This is a genomic window from Kitasatospora sp. NE20-6, assembly GCF_045862635.1.
The window spans coordinates 57,660-75,624 of the sequence record NZ_BPRL01000030.1 but is presented as its reverse complement, the minus strand read 5'-3'; the positions used below and the strand labels follow the sequence as shown (position 1 = coordinate 75,624).

The following is a 17,965-nucleotide window of genomic DNA, read 5'->3' as shown; positions in this document are numbered from 1 at the left end:
GGTCACCGCCGTGTTCGCGTGGGGGGGATCGGCCGGAAGGCCGGGTGGCGAGCCATGCAACCGGGAAGCCCTTCACACGTCAATGGCGTTGTCATAAGGTGCCCCCATGGCCGAGCGAGTGATTCCCGAGCCGCAGCGACGGCGGAGACGACCGACCAAACAGGGCACGGTCCTCTCCGAACAGGTCATCGTCGACACCGCCCTGCGGCTGGTCGGCCTGCACGGCGCGGAGGCGCTCACGGTACGGCGGCTGGGCGCCGCACTCGGCGCCGATCCGAGCGCGGTCTACCGGTACTTCCGCAACACCGACGACCTGCTGCTCGCCCTCACCGACGAACTGGTCGGCCACGCCCAGCGCGGCTGGCGGCCGACCGGCGACTGGCGGGCCGACCTGCGCGACATCGGCCTGCGCATCCACGCCGCCTACCAGGCACACCCCCAGGCCGCCATGCTGGCGGCCCACCGGACCACCGGACGCGACCACGAGACCCGGGCCGTCGAGGCGATCCTCGGCGTGCTGCGCACCGCCGGCTTCCCGGACCCCGAGGCGGTGCGGATCTACCACGCCCTGGTCGACCAGGGCCTCGCCTTCGCGGCCCTCGACGCGGCCGCCGCAGCCATGCCCGCGCCCGCCCGGGCCGCCGACCGGGACGTCTGGCGGGCCCGCTACGCCCACCTCGACCCGCAGACCCACCCCAACATCGCGGCCACCGCCCCCCTCCTCGCCGCCGACATGCGGCGGAGCGGCTACCCGTTCGCCCTGGACCTGCTGCTGGAGGCGATCGCCGCCCGCCTTCCCGACCGGGGTGCGGAGCAGGAGCACCCGCAGGGGTGAGCCCGGCGCGGCCGGGCGGAGCCCGCGGGTGAACACGCGGCGGCGGCACACAACAGCGGCGCGCACAACGGCGGCACGGGACCGGAACCCCCGGGGACGGGCTGCGCCGGTCCCGCGCCGCGGCAGGCGGTGCGGTGTGCTCAGCCCTCGGCGGGGAGCTCGTAGACGTGGTCCGGGGTGATGATCGAGGTGATCGCCCGGGCGAAGAGGGTGCTCGGCTCGAAGCCGTCGTGCAGGATGTCGGTGTTGATCAGGATCACCATGGTGGCGTCCTGCTCCGGCAGGTACACCGTCACGCTCTCGTAGCCCGGCAGCGAGCCGTTGTGCCCGATCCAGCCGTGGGTTTCGAAGAGGCCCAGGCCGTACCCGGCGCCGTCGTAGCCGGGTACGGTGATGAACTTCTCCCGCTCCGCCTGGGTCTCCGGGGTGAGCAGGGTGCCGGTGGCCACCACCTTCGCCCAGCGGTGCAGGTCGCGCAGGTCGGAGATCACCGCCCCGGCCGCCCAGCCCCAGCTCGGGTTCCAGTCCGTGGTGTCGGCGACCGCGCCGGACAGCGTCTGGTTCGTGTACCCGTGCGCGTGCGGCTCCGGGAACTCCGCGCCCTTCGGGAGGAAGGTCCGGTGCAGGTGCGCCGGCCCGGTGACCCGCTCGCGGAGGAAGTCGGCGAGCGGCACACCGCTCAGCTTCTCCACGAGCAGACCGAGCAGGATGTAGTTGGTGTTGGAGTACTGGAACTGCGCGCCCGGGGCGAAGACGTTCGGGTGGCGGAAGGCGTACGCCAGCAGCTCCTGCGGCGTGAACGGCCGGGTCGGGTCGCTCAGCAGGGCCTGCACGAAGTCCGGGTCGGCGCTGTACGAGAACAGACCGCTCCGCATCTCGGCGAGCTGCCGGACGGTGATGTGCTCGCCGTCGGGCACACCGTCGAGGTAGTCGGAGATCGGGTCGTCCAGCCCGACCAGGCCGTCGTCGACCAGCTCCAGGACGGCGGTGGCGGTGAAGGTCTTGGTCTCGCTGCCGATCCGCATGTTGAGGCCGGGCGTCATCGGCGCGCCCGTCGCCGTGTCGGCCACCCCGGTCGCCCGGATGTAGCTGCCCCGGCCGGGCATCCACAGGCCGACGATCACCCCCGGGGTGCCGGTCTCCTGACGGGTGCCCTCGATCGCCTCGTCGAGGCGGGCCACGAGCGCGGGGTCCAGGCCGTGGGGCGGACAGTCGTCGGCGTACGGGTCGGCCGAGGCGGCGGCCGCCGGACGCGGCGGGACGGCCTGCGCCGGGGGCGCGATCAGGGTGAGCGGCACCAGGGTCGAGATGGCGAGCAGGGCGGTGGCGAGTCGGCGGGCAGGCGCACGGCGCATGACGGGATGTCTCCTCCAGCAGTGGGCGGACCTCGGGAGGCCCAGATCACCACCCGCCACCGCCCCTGGCCCCGCGCACCCGGCGCACGCACCGCGAGTCCATCCGTACGGACCACCGCGGTCAGCCCTTCCCGTCGGCGTCCGTGGCCGGGGCCGGCACGTCAGCCCTTCCCGTCGGCCGTGTCGGCGCCGCCCGTCGTCGGCACCGGCGGCGCTGCCGCGCGGCGCTCCCGGCGCAGCCAGAGGGTCAGGAGCAGGCACGGCAGCAGGAGTCCGCAGGCGGTGAGGACGATGAACTCCGGGAAGCCGGTGATGTGGGCGACCAGCCATTCGAAGTTCTGCCCGAAGAAGCCGACCACGAAGGACAGCGGGAGGAACACGGTCGCGATGATCGTCAGCCGCTCCATCGTGGCGGTCTGCCGGAGGTTGATCCTGCTCTGCTCGACGGAGATGACCGCGATGTTCGCCTCCAGCACGGTGGTCAGGAGGTCGCGCTGGGCGGCGACCTCCTCGTCGACCAGCAGGAGGTGGTCGTGCACGTCGCGGAAGTACGGCAGGAGCCCGTTCGGTGCCCTGCCGGGCTGGAGCCGCCGCCCGAGCACTCCCAGCAACGGGTGCACGGCGCGGTAGAAGTCGGTGGCCTCGCGGCGGAGGAAGTAGATCCGCTCGGTCGGGGCGACCGCCCCGGAGAACACCGTGGCCTCGATCTGCTCGATGTCGCGTTCGAGTTCGGCGACGACGGGCGCGTACCCGTCGACGACCTGGTCGAGGATCGCCCAGAGTGTCGAGGTGCTGCCGGTGCGCAGCAGTTCGGGCCGGTGTTCGAGTCGGCTGCGGGCGTCGGCCAGTTCGCTGGCGACACCCTGGCGGACGGTGATCACGAAGTGTTCGGCGAGGAAGATGCTGATCTCGCCGGTGTCGACCTCCTCGCGCTCGTCGTCGTAACGCGCGGTGCGCAGGATGACCAGCTCCGTGCCGTCCTCGTACTGCTCGGCCTTCGGCCGCAGGTGGAAGGCCTGGGCGTCCTCGACGGCGAGTTCGTGGAGACCGAAGCTCTCGCGCACCTTGTCGAGCTCCCCGGCACTCGGTTCGAACATGCCCAGCCACACGAATCCGTCCTGGGTGCAGCGTGCGGCCGCCTCCTCCAGCGGCATCGTGCCCTGGTGCTGCCGGTGCCCGTCGCGGTAGTGCGCGCAGTCGACGATCATGGCCTTCCTCCTCGCGTCCACCCCCGCTGCCGTCCGTCGCCCTTCGGCGGTGCGTGACGCCGTGCACGCCCCCCAGCACCACATGCTCCTCCGGTTCGGCCCGGACCGCGCAGGCCCGGCCGGCACCGTCCTCGCGCCCGGTGGAGAAGTCGCCGCCGTCGCGTCCGGGAGCCGCACCGCTCGTCGCGGCGGGGCCGTATCCCCGGTCGGCCGGTTCGGCGACACCGTCCGCCGACCGGCGGCACCCACCGTTGCGCCGTCGTTGCGCCGCCGGCCGTCGCCCCGTCCGGGGCCGCCGGCGGACCGGCCTGACGCGGACCGGCCTGACGCGGACCGGCCTGACGGGGTGTCGCACCGCGGGCGCCACGCCACCGGCCCGGTCAGGCGTCGCACCGTGCCCGTGCGGTGCCGGCCGGCCGGCTGCCGGGGTCGCCGGGGTCGCCGGAAGGAGTGACCCGCCGCCCGCCCGCACGGGCCGCACCCGCTCACGCAGTGAGGCTAATCACTGGCTCACGGTATCGGTCCGCACCACCGGGTAGGTGTACGTTCCTGCGACCAGCGGGTGAAGCACTCCCGCCGCTTTCGCAGATGCCCGGTCAGCAGCGCCTCCGACGAGAGAGACACCAGACATGTCTGCACAGGTCCCGACCCACCACCCACCTCAGCGCATCGGCGTGGTCGCCGAGTCGACCGCCGGGGAGACCCGCGTCGCGGCGACGCCCGCGACGGTGCGGCAGCTGCTCGGCCTCGGTTACGAGGTCGTCGTCGAGCCGGAGGCCGGCACGGCCTCCGGATTCACCGACGGGGCCTACACCGAGGCCGGTGCGAGCATCGGCGACGCCTGGGCGGCCGAGGTGGTCCTCAAGGTCAACGCACCGTCGGACGACGAGATCGCCCGGCTGCGCGCGGACGCCACCGTCGTCGGCCTGCTCGCGCCGGCGCAGCGGCCCGAGCTGGTGCAGGCGCTGGCCTCGCGCGGTGTCACGGCGCTCGCGCTGGACGCCGTGCCGCGGATCTCGCGGGCCCAGTCGATGGACGTGCTCAGCTCGATGGCGAACATCGCGGGGTACCGGGCGGTGATCGAGGCGGCCCACGTGTTCGGGCGATTCTTCACCGGCCAGGTCACCGCCGCGGGCAAGGTGCCGCCGGCGAAGGTCTTCGTGGCGGGCGTCGGCGTGGCCGGACTCGCCGCCATCGGCGCGGCGTCCAGCCTGGGCGCGATCGTCCGTGCCACCGACCCGCGGCCGGAGGTCGCGGACCAGGTGCGTTCGCTGGGCGGCGAGTACCTGGCCGTGGACGTCGCGCAGGAGGCGAGCACCGACGGTTACGCCAAGGCGACCTCCGCCGACTACGACCGCGCCGCGGCCGCGCTCTACCACGAGCAGGCCAAGGACGTGGACATCATCGTGACGACCGCGCTGATCCCCGGCCGGCCCGCCCCGCGGCTGGTCACGGCGGAGGACGTGGCGGCGATGAAGCCGGGCAGCGTCATCGTCGACATGGCCGCCGCCCAGGGCGGCAACGTCGAGGGCACCGTGCCCGGCCGGGCGGTGGTCACCGACAACGGCGTCACCATCATCGGCTACACCGACCTGGCCGGCCGGCTGGCCACCCAGGCGTCGCAGCTGTTCGGCACCAACCTGGTGAACCTGCTGAAGCTGCTGACGCCCGGCAAGGACGGCCGGCTGGCCGTCGACTTCGACGACGTGGTGCAGCGGGCCGTGACGGTGGTCCGGGCCGGCGAGGTCACCTGGCCGCCGCCGCCCGTCGCCGTGTCGGCCGCCCCCGGGGCCGCGCCCGCGGTCCCGGCCGTGCCGGTGGCGCCGAAGCCGTCCCGGAGCACCCCTGCGGTGCGGTTCGGCCTGATCGGTCTGGGGATGCTGGCGGTCTTCCTGCTGATCGCCTTCGCCCCGGCCCAACTCGCCGAGAACTTCACGGTGTTCGCGCTCGCCGTGGTCATCGGCTACTACGTCATCGGCAAGGTGCACCATGCACTGCACACCCCGCTGATGTCGGTGACCAATGCGATCTCCGGGATCGTCGTGATCGGCGCCCTGCTGCAGATCGGGCACGAGAGCTGGGTCGTGACCGCGCTGTCGTTCGTGGCGGTGCTGCTGACGAGCGTGAACATCTTCGGAGGCTTCGCCGTCACCCGCCGCATGCTGAGCATGTTCTCGACTGCCCCCGAAAGGCGCTGAGCCCGATGACTTCCACGACGGCCTCCCACGCCGCGGACCTGGTCGCCGCCCTGCTGTTCATTCTCAGCCTCGCCGGGCTGTCCCAGCACCGGACCTCACGCGCCGGCGTCGTCTACGGCATCGCCGGCATGGCCCTCGCCCTGGTCGCCACCGTCGTCCTGGCGGCGCAGAGCATCACCGCCGGAGCGGTCGCCCTGATCGTCCTCGCGATGGTGCTCGGCGGCGCGGCGGGCCTGTGGCGGGCGCGGCGGGTCGAGATGACGCAGATGCCCGAACTCATCGCCGTCCTGCACAGTTTCGTCGGCCTCGCCGCCGTCCTGGTCGGCTGGAACAGCTACCTGGAGGTCGAGGCCCACGGCCCGGCACAGGCGGTGGTCGCCGGCGGCCTGCTGGGCATCCACCACGCCGAGGTCGTCATCGGCATCTTCATCGGCGGGGTCACCTTCACCGGTTCCGTCGTGGCCTTCCTCAAGCTGTCCGGCCGGATCGCCTCGCGCCCGCTGACGCTGCCCGGCAAGAACGCCCTCAACCTGGGCGCGCTGGCCGCGTTCGCGGGGCTGACGGTCTGGTTCACGGTGAGCCCGGGCCCGGGCCTGATGATCGCGGTGACCGTCCTGGCGCTGGCCCTCGGCTGGCACCTGGTCGCCTCGATCGGCGGCGGCGACATGCCCGTCGTCGTCTCCATGCTGAACAGCTACTCGGGCTGGGCCGCGGCCGCCGCCGGGTTCCTCCTCGACAACAACCTGCTCATCGTCACCGGGGCGCTGGTCGGCTCCTCCGGCGCCTACCTGTCGTACGTCATGTGCCGGGCGATGAACCGCTCCTTCGTCTCGGTCATCGCGGGCGGCTTCGGCATCGAGGCCCCGTCGGGCGGGGACGAGGAGCAGGGCGAGCACCACGAGATCCGCGCCGAGGAGACCGCGGAACTGCTCGCCCGGGCCCGGTCCGTGGTCATCACCCCCGGCTACGGGATGGCGGTGGCCCAGGCCCAGCACCCCGTGGCGGAGCTGACCCGGCGGCTGCGCGAACGCGGCGTCGACGTCCGCTTCGGCGTGCACCCGGTGGCCGGGCGCCTGCCGGGGCACATGAACGTGCTGCTGGCCGAGGCGAAGGTGCCGTACGACATCGTCCTGGAGATGGACGAGATCAACGACGACTTCGCGGAGAGCTCCGTCGTCCTCGTCATCGGCGCCAACGACACCGTCAACCCGGCGGCCATGGACGACCCGTCCAGCCCCATCGCCGGGATGCCGGTCCTGCGGGTGTGGGAGGCGGAGCACGTGATCGTCTTCAAGCGCTCGATGGCGTCCGGCTACGCGGGAGTGCAGAACCCGCTGTTCTTCCGCGAGAACAGCAGCATGCTCTTCGGGGACGCCAAGCAGAGCGTGGATGCGATCCTCCAGGCCCTCACCGGCCAGGCCCAGGACGCCCCCGCCCCCGCCCCCGCCCCCGCCGTCCGCCAGCCGACCGCGGCCGGCTAGACCGGGCACCGCCCGGCAGCGGCCCGGCCCTGTCAGCGGCCTGCGCATCAGCGGTCATCGCGTCAGCGGTCATCGCGTCAGCGCGTCATCCGCAGGTTCCAGATGGTGACTTCGGTGTCCAGCTCGCCATAGCTGCCCTGGTCGTAGTGGGTCTCGGTGATCTTGATCACGGCGATCGGCGAGTTCTCGTTGACGACGCAGACGCTGTCGCCCTCGACCACGTCGACCTGGTCGTGCGGCTGGGTCAGCAGGAGGTCCCGGCAGCCCTGCGCAGTGGGCTCTCCGGGCCCGGTCCACCGTGCGACCGTGCCCTTGACCATCATCCCGCTGCTGCCGCTGCGCCCAGCGGCCGGCCGGAAGAACACGAAGGAGGTGCTTCGTGCCGGCGGCACCTTCGTCAGGTCGATGCCCTCCAGGCCGAGCACCCACTTGCCCGTCCAACGCACCGGCGAGGCCCCCGCGGGAGACGGAGCCGGTGCCACGGCGGGACTCGTCCCGGCGAAACCCGTACCGGGCGGCGGCGCCACGTCGACGGCCGCCGAGGCGACAGGGGCGGCGGAGGGGTGTGCCGTACCGCCCGTGAACGCGGCGATCGCGCTGGCGACCCCGGCGCACGCGCTGACCACTGCGGCCACCACTCCCCAGAGCTTCACGTTCGATCTCCCGCCGGCCCCCGCCGGAACGGGTGCGTGCGGCGGCCAGGGCTGGTGGCCGGGCTGATGACCGGGCTGCTGGTCGGGCTGGTGGCTGGGCTGCGGCGGGTGATTCATGGATTCCCCCGAGTCTGCCGACGGACCGCAGCAAGCTCCGCGACCGCCGGACCAATGGACCATTGGACCAACGGCACGATAGCAACGACCGGGCCACCGGCGTGGCCTCCGCCCGGCCCCTGCTGACGGAGCGTCACCGGTCGGACGCGGGGTCAGCGGGACCGTACGGTCCGGGTGAAGGCGCTGCGGTAGGCCCTCGGCGGGACACCGCGGCGACGGACGAACTGCTCGCGCAGGACCGCCGCGCTGCCGTAGCCGACCCGGCGGGCCACCTCCTCGACCGGCAGATCGGTGGTCTCCAGCAGTTCCTCGGCGCGGCCGAGGCGCTGGTTCAGCAGCCAGGCGTGCGGGGTGCTGCCGGTCGCCGCGGTGAAGCGGCGGGCGAAGGAACGGCGGCTCATCAGCGCGCGTTCGGCCAGTTCGGCCACCGGCAGCGGCCGGTCGAGGTGCTCGCGCGCCCAGGCCAGGACGTCGGCGAGCCGTTCGTCCCGGCAGTCCTCGGCGACGGGGGCCGCGGCGTACTGGGCCTGCCCGCCGTCCCGGTGCGGTGGCAGCACCAGGTCGCGGGCGATCGCGTTGGCGACCGCCGCGCCGAACTCGCGGCGCAGCAGGTGGAGACAGAGGTCGAAGCCGGCCGCCGCACCGGCGCCCGTGACGATGTCGCCCTCGTCGACGTAGAGGGCGTCCGCCTCGACCGTGACGTCCGGGTGGCGGCCGGCGAGCAGTTCGGCGAACCGCCAGTGGGTCGTCACCCGGCGGCCGGCCAGGAGTCCGGTCCGGGCCAGGGCGAAGACGCCGACGCAGTGCGCGCCCAGCACGGCGCCGCGCGCGTGAGCGGTCGCCAGGGCGTCCAGCACCTGCCCGGGCACCGGGTCGCGGAAGCCCGCCCACGGCAGGGCGAGCACCAGGTCGGCCTCGGCCAGCCGTTCCGGGCCGTGCGCGACGGCGACGGGGACGCCGACGTCGGTGACGACCGGCCCCGGGCGGTCGCTGCACAGCGCGAACTCGAAACGCGGCAGGTCACCGCCGCGTTCGGCGAACACCTCGGCGACCACGCCGACGGCGAGCATGCCCACCCCGGGCGGGGCGTAGGCGGCGACGGTGGCGAACTTCGGCATCCCCGGAGTTTGGCACAGAACCTGCGATCAGTGGCATGTCTGCCACTCGTCGGCCCTCCCGGCCTCGGGCAGGATCCTCCGTGTGAGCAGCACGACGACCACGAACGGGGCCAGCATGAACAGCACCGCGACGACGACCGACGCGCCGGCCGGCCGCAGCGCCCGGTACCACGTCCTGACCACCGGCTACACGCTCTCGACCGGGCCCGGCGTGGCCGCGACCGTCTCCTACGTCGCGGACGGCGACCGGCGGGTGATCGTCGACCCGGGCATGGTCGCCGGACGCGACCGGATCCTCGGCCCGCTCGCCGGACTGGGGGTCTGCGCCGACGACATCACCGACGTCGTGCTCAGTCACCACCATCCGGACAACACCATGAACGTCGGCCTGTTCCAGCGGGCCCGGGTGCACGACCACAAGGCCGAGTACCTCGACGACCAGTGGCTCGACCGGGATGCCGAAGGGCTCCTGCTCACCCCGTCGCTGAGGCTCATCCGCACGCCCGGGCACAGCGCCGAGGACATCACCCTGCTCGCCGGGACGGCCGAGGGCGTGGTCGCGTTCGTCGGCGACCTCTGGTGGCGGCCGAACGGCCCGGTGCTCGACCCGGTCGCGCCCGATCCCGCACAACTGCGCGCCTCCCGGCTGCGGGTGCTGGCCGGTGCGGACGTCGTCGTTCCCGGTCACGGCGCGCCGTTCCCCGCCGAGTCGGCCCTCTACTGACGACCGGGGACGAGCCGGGGAGCAGGCAGGGACCGGACGGGGACCGGACAGGGACCGGACAGGGACGAGCCGAAAACAAGGCGGGAACGAGGCCGGGAACGAGGCCGGGACCAGGCCCGGGTTTTTCGGCCGACCTCCCGGACCGAATCCTCGGAATATACGGTCAGCCGCGGTTCCGCGGATATCACCGCGGCCCGTGACCGATGTCACTTGCCGGAGCGCGCGAAAAGGCCTCACCGACCGAAAGGTCATTCAGGTACGGTCAGCCATCGCGCTTTTTCGAAAGCGGCCGTCGAGGCAATCGGAGAATATTCCATGATCGATGACAGCGGAATGCCGACCGGCAACGGCATCGGGCGGAGAATGGTCCTGGCGTCGGCGGCCGGCGCCGCATCCGCTTTCCTGCTGCCGGGCGGAGTCGCACAGGCGGGGCAGGAAAAGCCGCGGATCATCAGATACTCCGACCATGAACCACTGGGCGGCATGCGCACCAGGTTCCTGAAGGAGGTCGTCTTCCCGGCCGTCGAGAGGGAGTCGAACGGCCGCCTGGTGATCGAGGCCCACTGGAACGGTGACATCGCCGGCTCGTTCGACGCCCTGCGCGCGGTGGGCACCCCCGGCGGCGTGGACATGGCCACCGTCGTACCGGAGTACACACCCGGCCAGCTGCCGCTGCACCAGCTCTTCAAGAGCTTCCCGCTGGGCCCGACCGGTGACACGCAGATCGACTTCTTCCGCCGCGCCTACGCGGAGGTGCCGGCCTTCCCGGCGGAACTGGAGAAGAACAACGCCGTTCACCTGTTCTTCGGGACCGGGTATCCCGTGGCGTTCTTCAGCGCCCCGCCCCTGCCCGGCCTGGACGGCCTGCGGGGCGGCACGTGGCGGTCCGCCAGCTTCTGGCACCACGACTTCCTGGTCAACTCCGGTGCGACCCCCGTGGCCGTGCCGTGGGGGCCGGGAGTCCTCGACGCCCTGAGAGCGGGGACGCTGGACGGCGTCATGGTGAACCTCGACGCCGGACACCTGCTGAACGTCCAGGACGCCGCCCCCGACGTGCTGGTCTCGAAGGAGCTGTGGCTGGGGCACGCCTACCTCCTCGCGATGAACAGGGAGGTCTGGAACGGGCTCCCGCAGAACGACCGGCAGGCCGTCCGGCGGGCCGTCCAGAAGTCCTACCGGACCGCGGGCCAGGTGATGGACAGCAGCTTCGACACCGAGGTGGAGGACCTGAGGCGAGCCGGCGCGAACGTGCGGATCCTCGGCCCTGACGAGCTGAGGCGATGGCGGACCGCCACCCGGTACCGCGAGGTGCAGGCCGCCCGGGTGGAAGATCAGCGGGCCCGGGGGATCGTGGACGCCCGCGCCGCCCTTGCGGCCGTCACATCGATCATGGACTGCTTCGCGGACTGACCGCCACGCGGCTGCCGGACGACCGGACAACCGGACGACCGGCAGCCGGTGCAGAACGGACAGGACGCCCCGGACGCCTGCACGCCCCCCCGCCCGCGTCACGCGCCCGCCGGTCACCGGGCGGGCCCGCCCAGCACGGGCCGGGCGCCGATGGCGGCGAGCAGCGCGAGCTTGCCGCCCGAGTCACTGCCGGGTTCGGCCGTGTACATGACGATGCGCAGGTCGCCTCGCTGGGTGGTCAGGATGTCGCAGTCCAGGTCGAGGCGCCCGACCTCGGGGTGGGCGATCGTCTTGAGAGCCGGCCCGTGCTCCGCGATCTCGTGGCGCTGCCACAGTTCGCGGAACACCTCGCTCTCCGCGTTCAGCCGGACGATCAGGTGGTGCAGCTGACGGTCGTCCGGGTAACGGCCGGCGCTGCGCCGCAGATCGGCGACCATGGAGGCGTCGAACGCCATGGTGCTGGTGGATCTGCGGACACGACACTCGGAGAGACCGGCGAAGTGCATCCACAGGACGTTGCGCTCCGACTCCCGCAGCGAGGACGGGTCTCCCATCAGCGCCACCCACATCGCGTTCCACAGCAGGAGGCTCCACCCGGCGTCGAAGACCGCGACGGGCCGGTCCGTGGTGCGCTCCACCAGGCGGCGGATGCTCATCGGCACCAGCCGGCTGACACGCCCGCCGCCGGAGGCATGACCGGCGAGGCGGAACAGGTGCTCCTGCTCGGCGTCGGACAGCTGGAACGCACGGGCGAGCGCGGCGCACACCTGAGCCGAGGGCGCGGAAGCCCTCCCCTGCTCCAGGCGCACGACGTAGTCCACCGACACCCCCGCCAGCACGGCCAGCTCCTCGCGCCGCAGCCCCCTGGTGCGCCGCACGGTGTTCGCCGGCAGGCCCGCCGCCTGCGGCGTCAGGCGCTCACGCCACACCCGCAGGACCGCCGCCAGCTGACCGGATGCACTCATGCCCCCATGCTCGCAGCCCCGGGCGCGCACAGCCTGGGACTCCCGTTACCAGGAAGCGTGACAGCCACCCGCGGAACGGCTTCCGCGTCACAGCCTTTTCAGGACGATCGCGGCACCGAAAAGACTCGCCGCCACCGGAACACAGATGTGCGCGAGAACGAGAATCAGATAATGGGCGGTCGAGTACACCCCGTACGGAACCGCGTACCCGGAACCCGCGTCGATCGCCCTCAGGGTGTTCTCGCCGAAGACGGAACTGAAGACACCGACAACAGCCAGGACGTACGACGCGATGCGCGCGCGCCTGACGAAAGCCGCGTTCGCATTCGGGTTCGGATCCGTTTCCAAGATTTTCCAGGCCCTTCCGTGACGGTTATCGCCGCCCGCCCGCCCGTCGGTTCGGAAAACGGCGCCGGGAGGCAGGTCATTCGATGATCTCGGAATTCTTGAGAATCAGCACGCCGTTCCGGTCGGCGAAGACGTCACAGGTCGCGGTCGCAACGATCTCCCGGCCGATCCCGACGCTCTCCAACCGGCGGAACGACGCTGCGCGACGGTCGTCGTACGGCAGGACGATGCTGACGAGATGGGCACCGTTCTCCACGTCCGACGCCTCGATCGTGGGCGTCCCGTACTCGCTCGCACCCGTCTTCAGCACCACGGCCCTGACCGTCACGGAACGGCCGTAGCACTGCTGCTCCGCGCGGGACCGATCAGCCACGAACAGGTCGTGGAGGTCCCGGATCGGAACGGTGCCCGTCAGGCCCGCCCCTGCACGAGGAGCCCCGGCGCTGCCGGGTGCGGATGCCGCTGCGCGCGCGGGTGCGGATCCGCCGACGGCCCGGGTGCCGGCACCCGCCGCCGAGCAACCCGTCAGGCCGACGAGAAGCGCCAGCGCGCCCGTGAGCATCGTGCCGTTCCTCATCGCGTCGTCCTCCGGTCGATACGGTGCAGCCGCATGCCGGCCCGGAACCGGGCCAGCCGTCCGCACGGCGGGAGCATCGCGTGCGGTCACGCCGCCACGCTGCCCGCATGCCGGATGATCGACAAGAGACTCCGCTTCCTGGTACCGCCGGTACCAGCGTGATGCGGATGAACCGCTGCGCGGCGACGGCCGCGGGAACAGCCCGGCGACGACTCCGGCACCGTCACCGGCCGACCGGCCGACCGGCCGACGGACCCGACGGACCCGACGGACCGTTTCACGATGCAGGGGAAGAGCCTGGTAACGGGGTTACCAGGAAGGAGCGTCCCTGGTCCCTGCCGACGGCGCACCCCAGACTCACAGCTCCGGACACGTCACGCGCCCGTCCTCCCGGGCCGATCGCGCGTGTCACGCGGTGTACGGCCCGCGCGCCACAGGACCGCGGACCAAGTCGACGGAGGGCTGGAGCTCGTGCTGGTCGTGCTGCTGATCACGGTGGTGGTCGTCCTGTTCGCCGGAGTGCACGGGTTCGTATGGCGCCGGCTGGTGCGGGACGTGACCACCGCCGGAAGCGCGGCACGGCGCGCGGGCTCGATCGCCGCGGTCGTCCTGCCCCTGGTCTCGCTCGGTGCACTGGGCGCGGGCCAGGCGGGCGCCCCGTTCTGGCTCCAGCGCGTGCTGGCCTGGCCCGGTTTCCTCTGGCTGGCGCTGCTGCTGTACCTGGTGCTCGCACTCGTGGTCGGCGAGGCGGTCAGGCCGCTGCTGCTGCGCGCCCGCACCCCGAGGAGGACGCCGGCCGACGCACCGGCCGAGACCGTGGCCGTGGCCGTGACCGCCGGGACGCCCTCTCCTCCCCCGCAGGACGGGCCGGGGGACGACGGCCGGGAGCGAACGGCACCGCAGACCGCCGGAGTGACCCGCCGGCTCTTCGTCTCCCGGATCGTGGGCGGAGCCGCCACCGCGGCCGCCGCCGGAACCGTCGGGTACGGCATGGCCGACGTGTTCTCCGGGCCGGGTGTCAAGCGGATCACCGTACCGCTCGCCAAGCTGCCGCGCTCCGCGCACGGTTACCGGATCGCCATCGTCAGCGACATCCACCTGGGGCCCGTCCTGGGCCGGTCGCACACCCGACGCATCGTCGACGCCGTCAACGCCACCCAGCCCGATCTGGTGGCCGTCGTCGGCGACCTGGTCGACGGGACGGTCGCCGACCTCGGCATCGCGGCGGACCCGCTCGCACGACTGCAGGCCCGGCACGGCTCGTACTTCGTGACCGGCAACCACGAGTACTACTCGGGAGTCGAGGAATGGGTGCACCGGGTGAGCGAGTTGGGCGTGCACCCGCTGCGCAACGCACGCGTGGAGATGCCCGGCTTCGACCTCGCCGGCGTCAACGACATCTCCGGCGGGGACCACGGCGACGCCCCGGACTACGACCGCGCGCTCGGTGACCGCGACACCACCCGCGCGGCGGTCCTGATGGCGCACCAGCCGGTGATGATCCACCAGGCGGTCCGGCACGGCGTGGACCTCCAGTTGTCCGGGCACACCCACGGCGGCCAGCTCTGGCCCGGAAACCTCCTCGCAGCACTCGGCAATCCGACCGTCGCCGGACTGGACCGTTACGGCGACACCCAGTTGTACGTCACCCGCGGCGCAGGCGCCTGGGGACCACCCGTCCGGGTCGGCGCACCCTCGGACATCACCGTCGTCGAGCTCGCCTCACGACAGGCGTAGACGTCGCCGGGGACGAGACCGGTACGCCGCGACAGGGCTGCCACCCGGCCCGGCCCGGTGGCACGATTCTCCCAACTGGCGGAGGAAGAAAGGGGCATGAGCCTCTGCGTAGAGGTCCTGGCCGCTACGATCGCGGCGTGACGGATCCCTCGGACTACGAACTCTCGGCATGGCGCGACCTCCAGCGGTTCAAGGGTCGCCCACTGTCGCGAGCGATGAGAAACGCCGGCGAGCACGTGGCCACCGGCGCCGCGGAACTCGGCAGGCGCGCCTCGAAGCGCCTGGAGAACCATCCCCGGGCCCGGTCGGCGGTTTCGCGGGGGCAGGACATGGTCGCGAAGGGCGCTCACAAGGTCGGCGCCGGGGCCCGCGGAGCTGCCGACGCCCTACCGGACTGGAGCGGCACTGCTTTTCAGTCCGTACGGCAGACCGTGGGACGGGTCTCGCGAGCGGGACTCTCCTCCAAGCGCGTGGTGGCGCTCCACAAGAAGCGCGGGCACGACATCGCGTCGCTGTCCGACCTGCGCCACCTCGACCTCCAGCAGATCGACGCCGTGCGTGGACGAGCGGCGAGCTGGTACTACCCGGCCGGCGCGGCGCTCTCGGGCGCGGGTGCAGGGCTGGTGATCTCCGGAGGACAGCTCGCCACCGCCGCCTCCGCCGGTGCCGCGGCAGCGCCTTCGGGAGGTGCGATCGTCGGCGCTTTCGCTGTCGATGCCGCAGTCGTCCTCGGACTCGCCTCCCGCTCCGTCGGCCAGGTCTCGCTGCTCTACGGCTACGACCCCGAAGAGCCTGCCGAGAAGCTCTTCGTGATGTCCGTCGTCAACGCCGGCACGGCGACGTCGGCCACCGCCAAGACCGCTGCGATGGCCGACATGTCGCGGCTCACCCAGGCACTCGTCCGCGGCAAGTCGTGGGACATCCTGAACGAGGCGGTGGTCGCCAAGGTCTCCGCGCAGTTCGCGAAGGCCTTCGGTTTTCGCCTCACCAAGAAGGGCCTCGGCAAGGCCGTACCCGCATTCGGGATCCTCGTCGGAGGCGCGCTCAACTGGACCACCCTGGAGGCGATCGTCGACGCCGCCGACGTGGCGTACCGGCGGCGGTTCCTCCTTGAGAAGTACCCGCACCTCGGTGACGAGGAAGCAGGCGGATCGTTTCCCGACACCGACCCGGACGACCCGGACGTCCCGGACGACGCCGACGAGGCGATCAGCCTGCTCGGCGAACTCGCCGAGGCCGGCGGCCCCGACCTCCACTGAACCGGCGCGCACCACCCGCCCGGCTCCCCGTCCCGTTCCCACCACGGCGCGCCGATCGGACGGCGGTCACCGGCCCCTGAACACAGGCCCCGGGCAGCCCGGTTCGCACCGCCGTGGAGAAGTCCGCACCCGACGGGCAGGACGGCACCGATGACGCGCCAGCTTCCGCACAGCCTCGTCGACAGCCCGAAGCGCCGGCTGAACCCCTCGGCCCGCCGGACACCTTGTCACCGTACGGACCGGCCGGTCGACGGAAGGTCACCGAGTGCGGTGGCCCGCGATCCACTCCGCCAGGGAGAGCAGGGTGGCCTCCGCACTGTTCGCCATGTGGTCCCGCAGGGCATGGAGAGCCTCGGGTGTGTCGCCCAGGACCGGGTCGGTGCGCAGCAGTCGCCAGGTCTGCTGGACGATGCTGCCGGTGCCCTGCTCGTAGAGGTGCCAGTTCCAGCGGACGATGCCCTGCGCGGCCCCGCCGACGACGAAAGCGAACGCGGAACCCGGGTCGGCCTGCACCACCTCGGAGCGGGTGAACCATTCGCGCCCGTCACGGCGGTTGCGGCCGCTGAACCATGCGCCGACCCATGGGCCGTCTCCCGGCTCGTACCGCACGGCGCTGGCGCTCGGGCTCCACGTCTCGATCAGAGACACGTCGCTGATCAGGGGATACACGGAGTCCGGCGTCAAGTCGACCCAGCACCGCCTGGTGAAGGTGAAGGGCGTCAGATCGAGGCCGGCCAGCGGACTCCGCGGGCCGGCAGCGGTGCTCCGGGACGTCGTGGTGCTCCGGGACGTCGTGGTGCTCATGGTTCTCCCGAGGGTGAGGACGGCACAGGGGTGATACGGCTCATCGTGGGGGCCGGTACGGGGAGCAGCCAGACCCTGCGGATCCGCACCCCGGCAGGGTGCGGCGCGGCTCGGTGGTGCTGCGCATACTCGGTGCCATGAACAAGCACGGGCAGCTCGCCGACTTCCTCCAGGCACGCCGGAGTCTTCTGCGTCCCGAGGACGTCGGGTTGCGGACCTACGGCGAGCGGCGCCGGGTGCCGGGGTTGCGGCGGGAGGAGCTGGCGATGCTCGCGGGCATCAGCGCGCCCTACTACGCCCGGCTTGAGCAGGGCCGGTCGCGCAACGCCTCGCGCGAGGTGCTCGATGCCATCGCGACCGCCCTGTGCCTGGACGAGTCCGAGCGGACCCATCTGCACGAGCTCGCCCGTGCACCGGAGCGGGGCAGAGCCGCACCCCGTCCCCGGCCCGAGCGCGTCACCCCGGCCACCGGCGCGTTGCTGACGGCTCTCGAAGGCACACCCGCGATCGTCATGGGCCGCCGTGGTGACGTTCTGGCCTGGAACACGCAGGGTCACGCGTTGTTCGCCGGCCACTTCGACCGGGGCAGCCCCGCCGAACCGAGCCGCCGGCCGAACATGGCGAAGCTGGTGTTCCTCGACGCCCACACCCGGGACCTCTACACCGACTGGCCCGCCAAGGCCAGGGCCGTGGTCGGCAACCTGCGCCTCACCGCCGGCCGGTATCCGGAAGATCCTCTGCTGGCCGGACTCGTCGGTGAACTGACCATGCGCAGCCCGGAGTTCGCGGCCATGTGGGCCGATCACCGGATCCTGGCCTGCGATGTCGCCGACTACGAGATGCACCACCCCACGGTCGGGATCCTGACCGTCACCCAGCAGACGCTCCAGAGTCCGCAAGGAACCGGACCGGCCGTGGTGATCGCCACGGCCGCCCCCGGATCCCCCTCCGCGACAGCCCTCAGCCTCCTTGCCCAGGCCGGCGGGCCGAGCGAGGCAGTCCAGTCCTGCAGGGGCGCCGAATCCCGTCCCGCCTGACCTGAGAAGGCCCCTCTCCTGGCCCCTTCTGCGGCCGAGGACGCCCGGGGAGCGTACGTCAACAGCCCTCGTGTCCACCTCCGTCCGCCGGGCTTCACACACCCCGGCACCCCCCTGGCTGCGGCATGCCCGCATGCCG

The 17,965-nt window shown here is 72.3% G+C and carries 17 protein-coding genes; 8 read left to right on the top strand and 9 right to left on the bottom strand.

What is annotated here, in order from left to right; all coding sequences use genetic code 11:
- The first annotated feature begins 106 nt into the window (after positions 1-106).
- Positions 107-835, top strand: coding sequence for a TetR/AcrR family transcriptional regulator (locus SNE206_RS21650; RefSeq protein WP_407915113.1), 729 nt, complete (start codon positions 107-109; stop codon positions 833-835).
- Between the two features lie 140 nt (positions 836-975).
- On the opposite strand, the gene SNE206_RS21645 is transcribed toward SNE206_RS21650, so the two are convergent.
- Both SNE206_RS21645 and SNE206_RS21640 read right to left on the bottom strand, forming a co-directional pair.
- Positions 976-2,190, bottom strand: coding sequence for a serine hydrolase domain-containing protein (locus SNE206_RS21645; RefSeq protein ID WP_407915112.1), 1,215 nt, complete (start codon positions 2,188-2,190; stop codon positions 976-978).
- Between the two features lie 161 nt (positions 2,191-2,351).
- Positions 2,352-3,398 carry a magnesium and cobalt transport protein CorA gene (locus SNE206_RS21640; protein ID WP_407915111.1) on the bottom strand — a complete coding sequence of 349 codons (1,047 nt, stop codon included), beginning with the start codon at positions 3,396-3,398 and terminating at the stop codon, positions 2,352-2,354.
- 629 nt (positions 3,399-4,027) lie between these two features.
- Here SNE206_RS21640 and SNE206_RS21635 point away from each other — a divergent pair.
- Both SNE206_RS21635 and pntB read left to right on the top strand, forming a co-directional pair.
- Complete coding sequence (locus SNE206_RS21635) at positions 4,028-5,596, top strand: Re/Si-specific NAD(P)(+) transhydrogenase subunit alpha (protein ID WP_407915110.1); 1,569 nt, start codon at positions 4,028-4,030, stop codon at positions 5,594-5,596.
- 5 nt (positions 5,597-5,601) lie between these two features.
- Complete coding sequence (gene pntB / locus SNE206_RS21630) at positions 5,602-7,077, top strand: Re/Si-specific NAD(P)(+) transhydrogenase subunit beta (RefSeq protein ID WP_407915109.1); 1,476 nt, start codon at positions 5,602-5,604, stop codon at positions 7,075-7,077.
- Between the two features lie 77 nt (positions 7,078-7,154).
- On the opposite strand, the gene SNE206_RS21625 is transcribed toward pntB, so the two are convergent.
- Together SNE206_RS21625 and SNE206_RS21620 are read right to left on the bottom strand one after the other, a co-directional pair.
- A complete protein-coding gene (locus SNE206_RS21625) occupies positions 7,155-7,730 on the bottom strand; it encodes a hypothetical protein (protein WP_407915108.1) in 576 nt (191 codons plus the stop codon).
- 269 nt (positions 7,731-7,999) lie between these two features.
- On the bottom strand, positions 8,000-8,965 hold the full coding sequence (locus SNE206_RS21620) for a GlxA family transcriptional regulator (RefSeq protein WP_407915107.1): 966 nt from the start codon (positions 8,963-8,965) through the stop codon (positions 8,000-8,002).
- A gap of 115 nt (positions 8,966-9,080) precedes the next feature.
- Here SNE206_RS21620 and SNE206_RS21615 point away from each other — a divergent pair, with 115 nt between their 5' ends.
- Positions 9,081-9,689 (top strand): MBL fold metallo-hydrolase, encoded by a 609-nt coding sequence (locus tag SNE206_RS21615; protein ID WP_407915125.1) that lies wholly within the window; start codon positions 9,081-9,083, stop codon positions 9,687-9,689.
- A 248-nt stretch (positions 9,690-9,937) separates the two neighbouring features.
- Here SNE206_RS21615 and SNE206_RS21610 read toward each other — a convergent pair whose 3' ends face one another.
- The gene (locus SNE206_RS21610; RefSeq protein ID WP_407915106.1) at positions 9,938-10,180 is read right to left on the bottom strand and encodes a hypothetical protein; all 243 of its coding nucleotides are present in this window, start codon (positions 10,178-10,180) and stop codon (positions 9,938-9,940) included.
- On the opposite strand from SNE206_RS21610, the gene SNE206_RS21605 reads away from it, so the two are divergent.
- Positions 10,173-11,099, top strand: coding sequence for a hypothetical protein (locus SNE206_RS21605; protein WP_407915105.1), 927 nt, complete (start codon positions 10,173-10,175; stop codon positions 11,097-11,099). The two genes, SNE206_RS21610 and SNE206_RS21605, sit on opposite strands and share 8 nt — an antisense overlap.
- A 113-nt stretch (positions 11,100-11,212) precedes the next feature.
- Here SNE206_RS21605 and SNE206_RS21600 read toward each other — a convergent pair whose 3' ends face one another.
- From SNE206_RS21600 to SNE206_RS21590, 3 genes are all read right to left on the bottom strand, one after another.
- Positions 11,213-12,064, bottom strand: coding sequence for a helix-turn-helix transcriptional regulator (locus tag SNE206_RS21600; protein ID WP_407915104.1), 852 nt, complete (start codon positions 12,062-12,064; stop codon positions 11,213-11,215).
- 87 nt (positions 12,065-12,151) lie between these two features.
- Positions 12,152-12,412, bottom strand: coding sequence for a hypothetical protein (locus SNE206_RS21595; RefSeq protein ID WP_407915103.1), 261 nt, complete (start codon positions 12,410-12,412; stop codon positions 12,152-12,154).
- Positions 12,413-12,488: 76 nt separating this feature from the next.
- Positions 12,489-13,079 (bottom strand): hypothetical protein, encoded by a 591-nt coding sequence (locus SNE206_RS21590; protein ID WP_407915102.1) that lies wholly within the window; start codon positions 13,077-13,079, stop codon positions 12,489-12,491.
- A gap of 372 nt (positions 13,080-13,451) precedes the next feature.
- Between SNE206_RS21590 and SNE206_RS21585 the strand changes: the two genes are divergently transcribed.
- Together SNE206_RS21585 and SNE206_RS21580 are read left to right on the top strand one after the other, a co-directional pair.
- Positions 13,452-14,726 (top strand): metallophosphoesterase, encoded by a 1,275-nt coding sequence (locus SNE206_RS21585; protein WP_407915124.1) that lies wholly within the window; start codon positions 13,452-13,454, stop codon positions 14,724-14,726.
- A 137-nt stretch (positions 14,727-14,863) separates the two neighbouring features.
- Positions 14,864-15,985, top strand: a complete 1,122-nt coding sequence (locus SNE206_RS21580) for an EcsC family protein (RefSeq protein ID WP_407915101.1) — start codon at positions 14,864-14,866, stop codon at positions 15,983-15,985.
- A 258-nt stretch (positions 15,986-16,243) separates the two neighbouring features.
- Here SNE206_RS21580 and SNE206_RS21575 read toward each other — a convergent pair whose 3' ends face one another.
- Positions 16,244-16,789 (bottom strand): SRPBCC family protein, encoded by a 546-nt coding sequence (locus SNE206_RS21575; protein ID WP_407915100.1) that lies wholly within the window; start codon positions 16,787-16,789, stop codon positions 16,244-16,246.
- Positions 16,790-16,926: 137 nt separating this feature from the next.
- Here SNE206_RS21575 and SNE206_RS21570 point away from each other — a divergent pair, with 137 nt between their 5' ends.
- The gene (locus tag SNE206_RS21570) at positions 16,927-17,826 is read left to right on the top strand and encodes a helix-turn-helix domain-containing protein (RefSeq protein WP_407915099.1); all 900 of its coding nucleotides are present in this window, start codon (positions 16,927-16,929) and stop codon (positions 17,824-17,826) included.
- The last annotated feature ends 139 nt before the right edge of the window (positions 17,827-17,965 follow it).

Bases quoted from the DNA above. Each gene is read 5' to 3' on its own strand.
- SNE206_RS21605 (WP_407915105.1), top strand. From the start codon at position 10,173: ATGCGCACCAGGTTCCTGAAGGAGGTCGTCTTCCCGGCCGTCGAGAGG.
- SNE206_RS21645 (WP_407915112.1), bottom strand. From the start codon at position 2,190: ATGCGCCGTGCGCCTGCCCGCCGACTCGCCACCGCCCTGCTCGCCATC.
- SNE206_RS21600 (WP_407915104.1), bottom strand. From the start codon at position 12,064: ATGAGTGCATCCGGTCAGCTGGCGGCGGTCCTGCGGGTGTGGCGTGAG.
- SNE206_RS21615 (WP_407915125.1), top strand. From the start codon at position 9,081: ATGAACAGCACCGCGACGACGACCGACGCGCCGGCCGGCCGCAGCGCC.
- pntB (WP_407915109.1), top strand. From the start codon at position 5,602: ATGACTTCCACGACGGCCTCCCACGCCGCGGACCTGGTCGCCGCCCTG.
- SNE206_RS21640 (WP_407915111.1), bottom strand. From the start codon at position 3,398: ATGATCGTCGACTGCGCGCACTACCGCGACGGGCACCGGCAGCACCAG.
- SNE206_RS21620 (WP_407915107.1), bottom strand. From the start codon at position 8,965: ATGCCGAAGTTCGCCACCGTCGCCGCCTACGCCCCGCCCGGGGTGGGC.
- SNE206_RS21575 (WP_407915100.1), bottom strand. From the start codon at position 16,789: ATGAGCACCACGACGTCCCGGAGCACCACGACGTCCCGGAGCACCGCT.
- SNE206_RS21650 (WP_407915113.1), top strand. From the start codon at position 107: ATGGCCGAGCGAGTGATTCCCGAGCCGCAGCGACGGCGGAGACGACCG.
- SNE206_RS21570 (WP_407915099.1), top strand. From the start codon at position 16,927: ATGAACAAGCACGGGCAGCTCGCCGACTTCCTCCAGGCACGCCGGAGT.
- SNE206_RS21635 (WP_407915110.1), top strand. From the start codon at position 4,028: ATGTCTGCACAGGTCCCGACCCACCACCCACCTCAGCGCATCGGCGTG.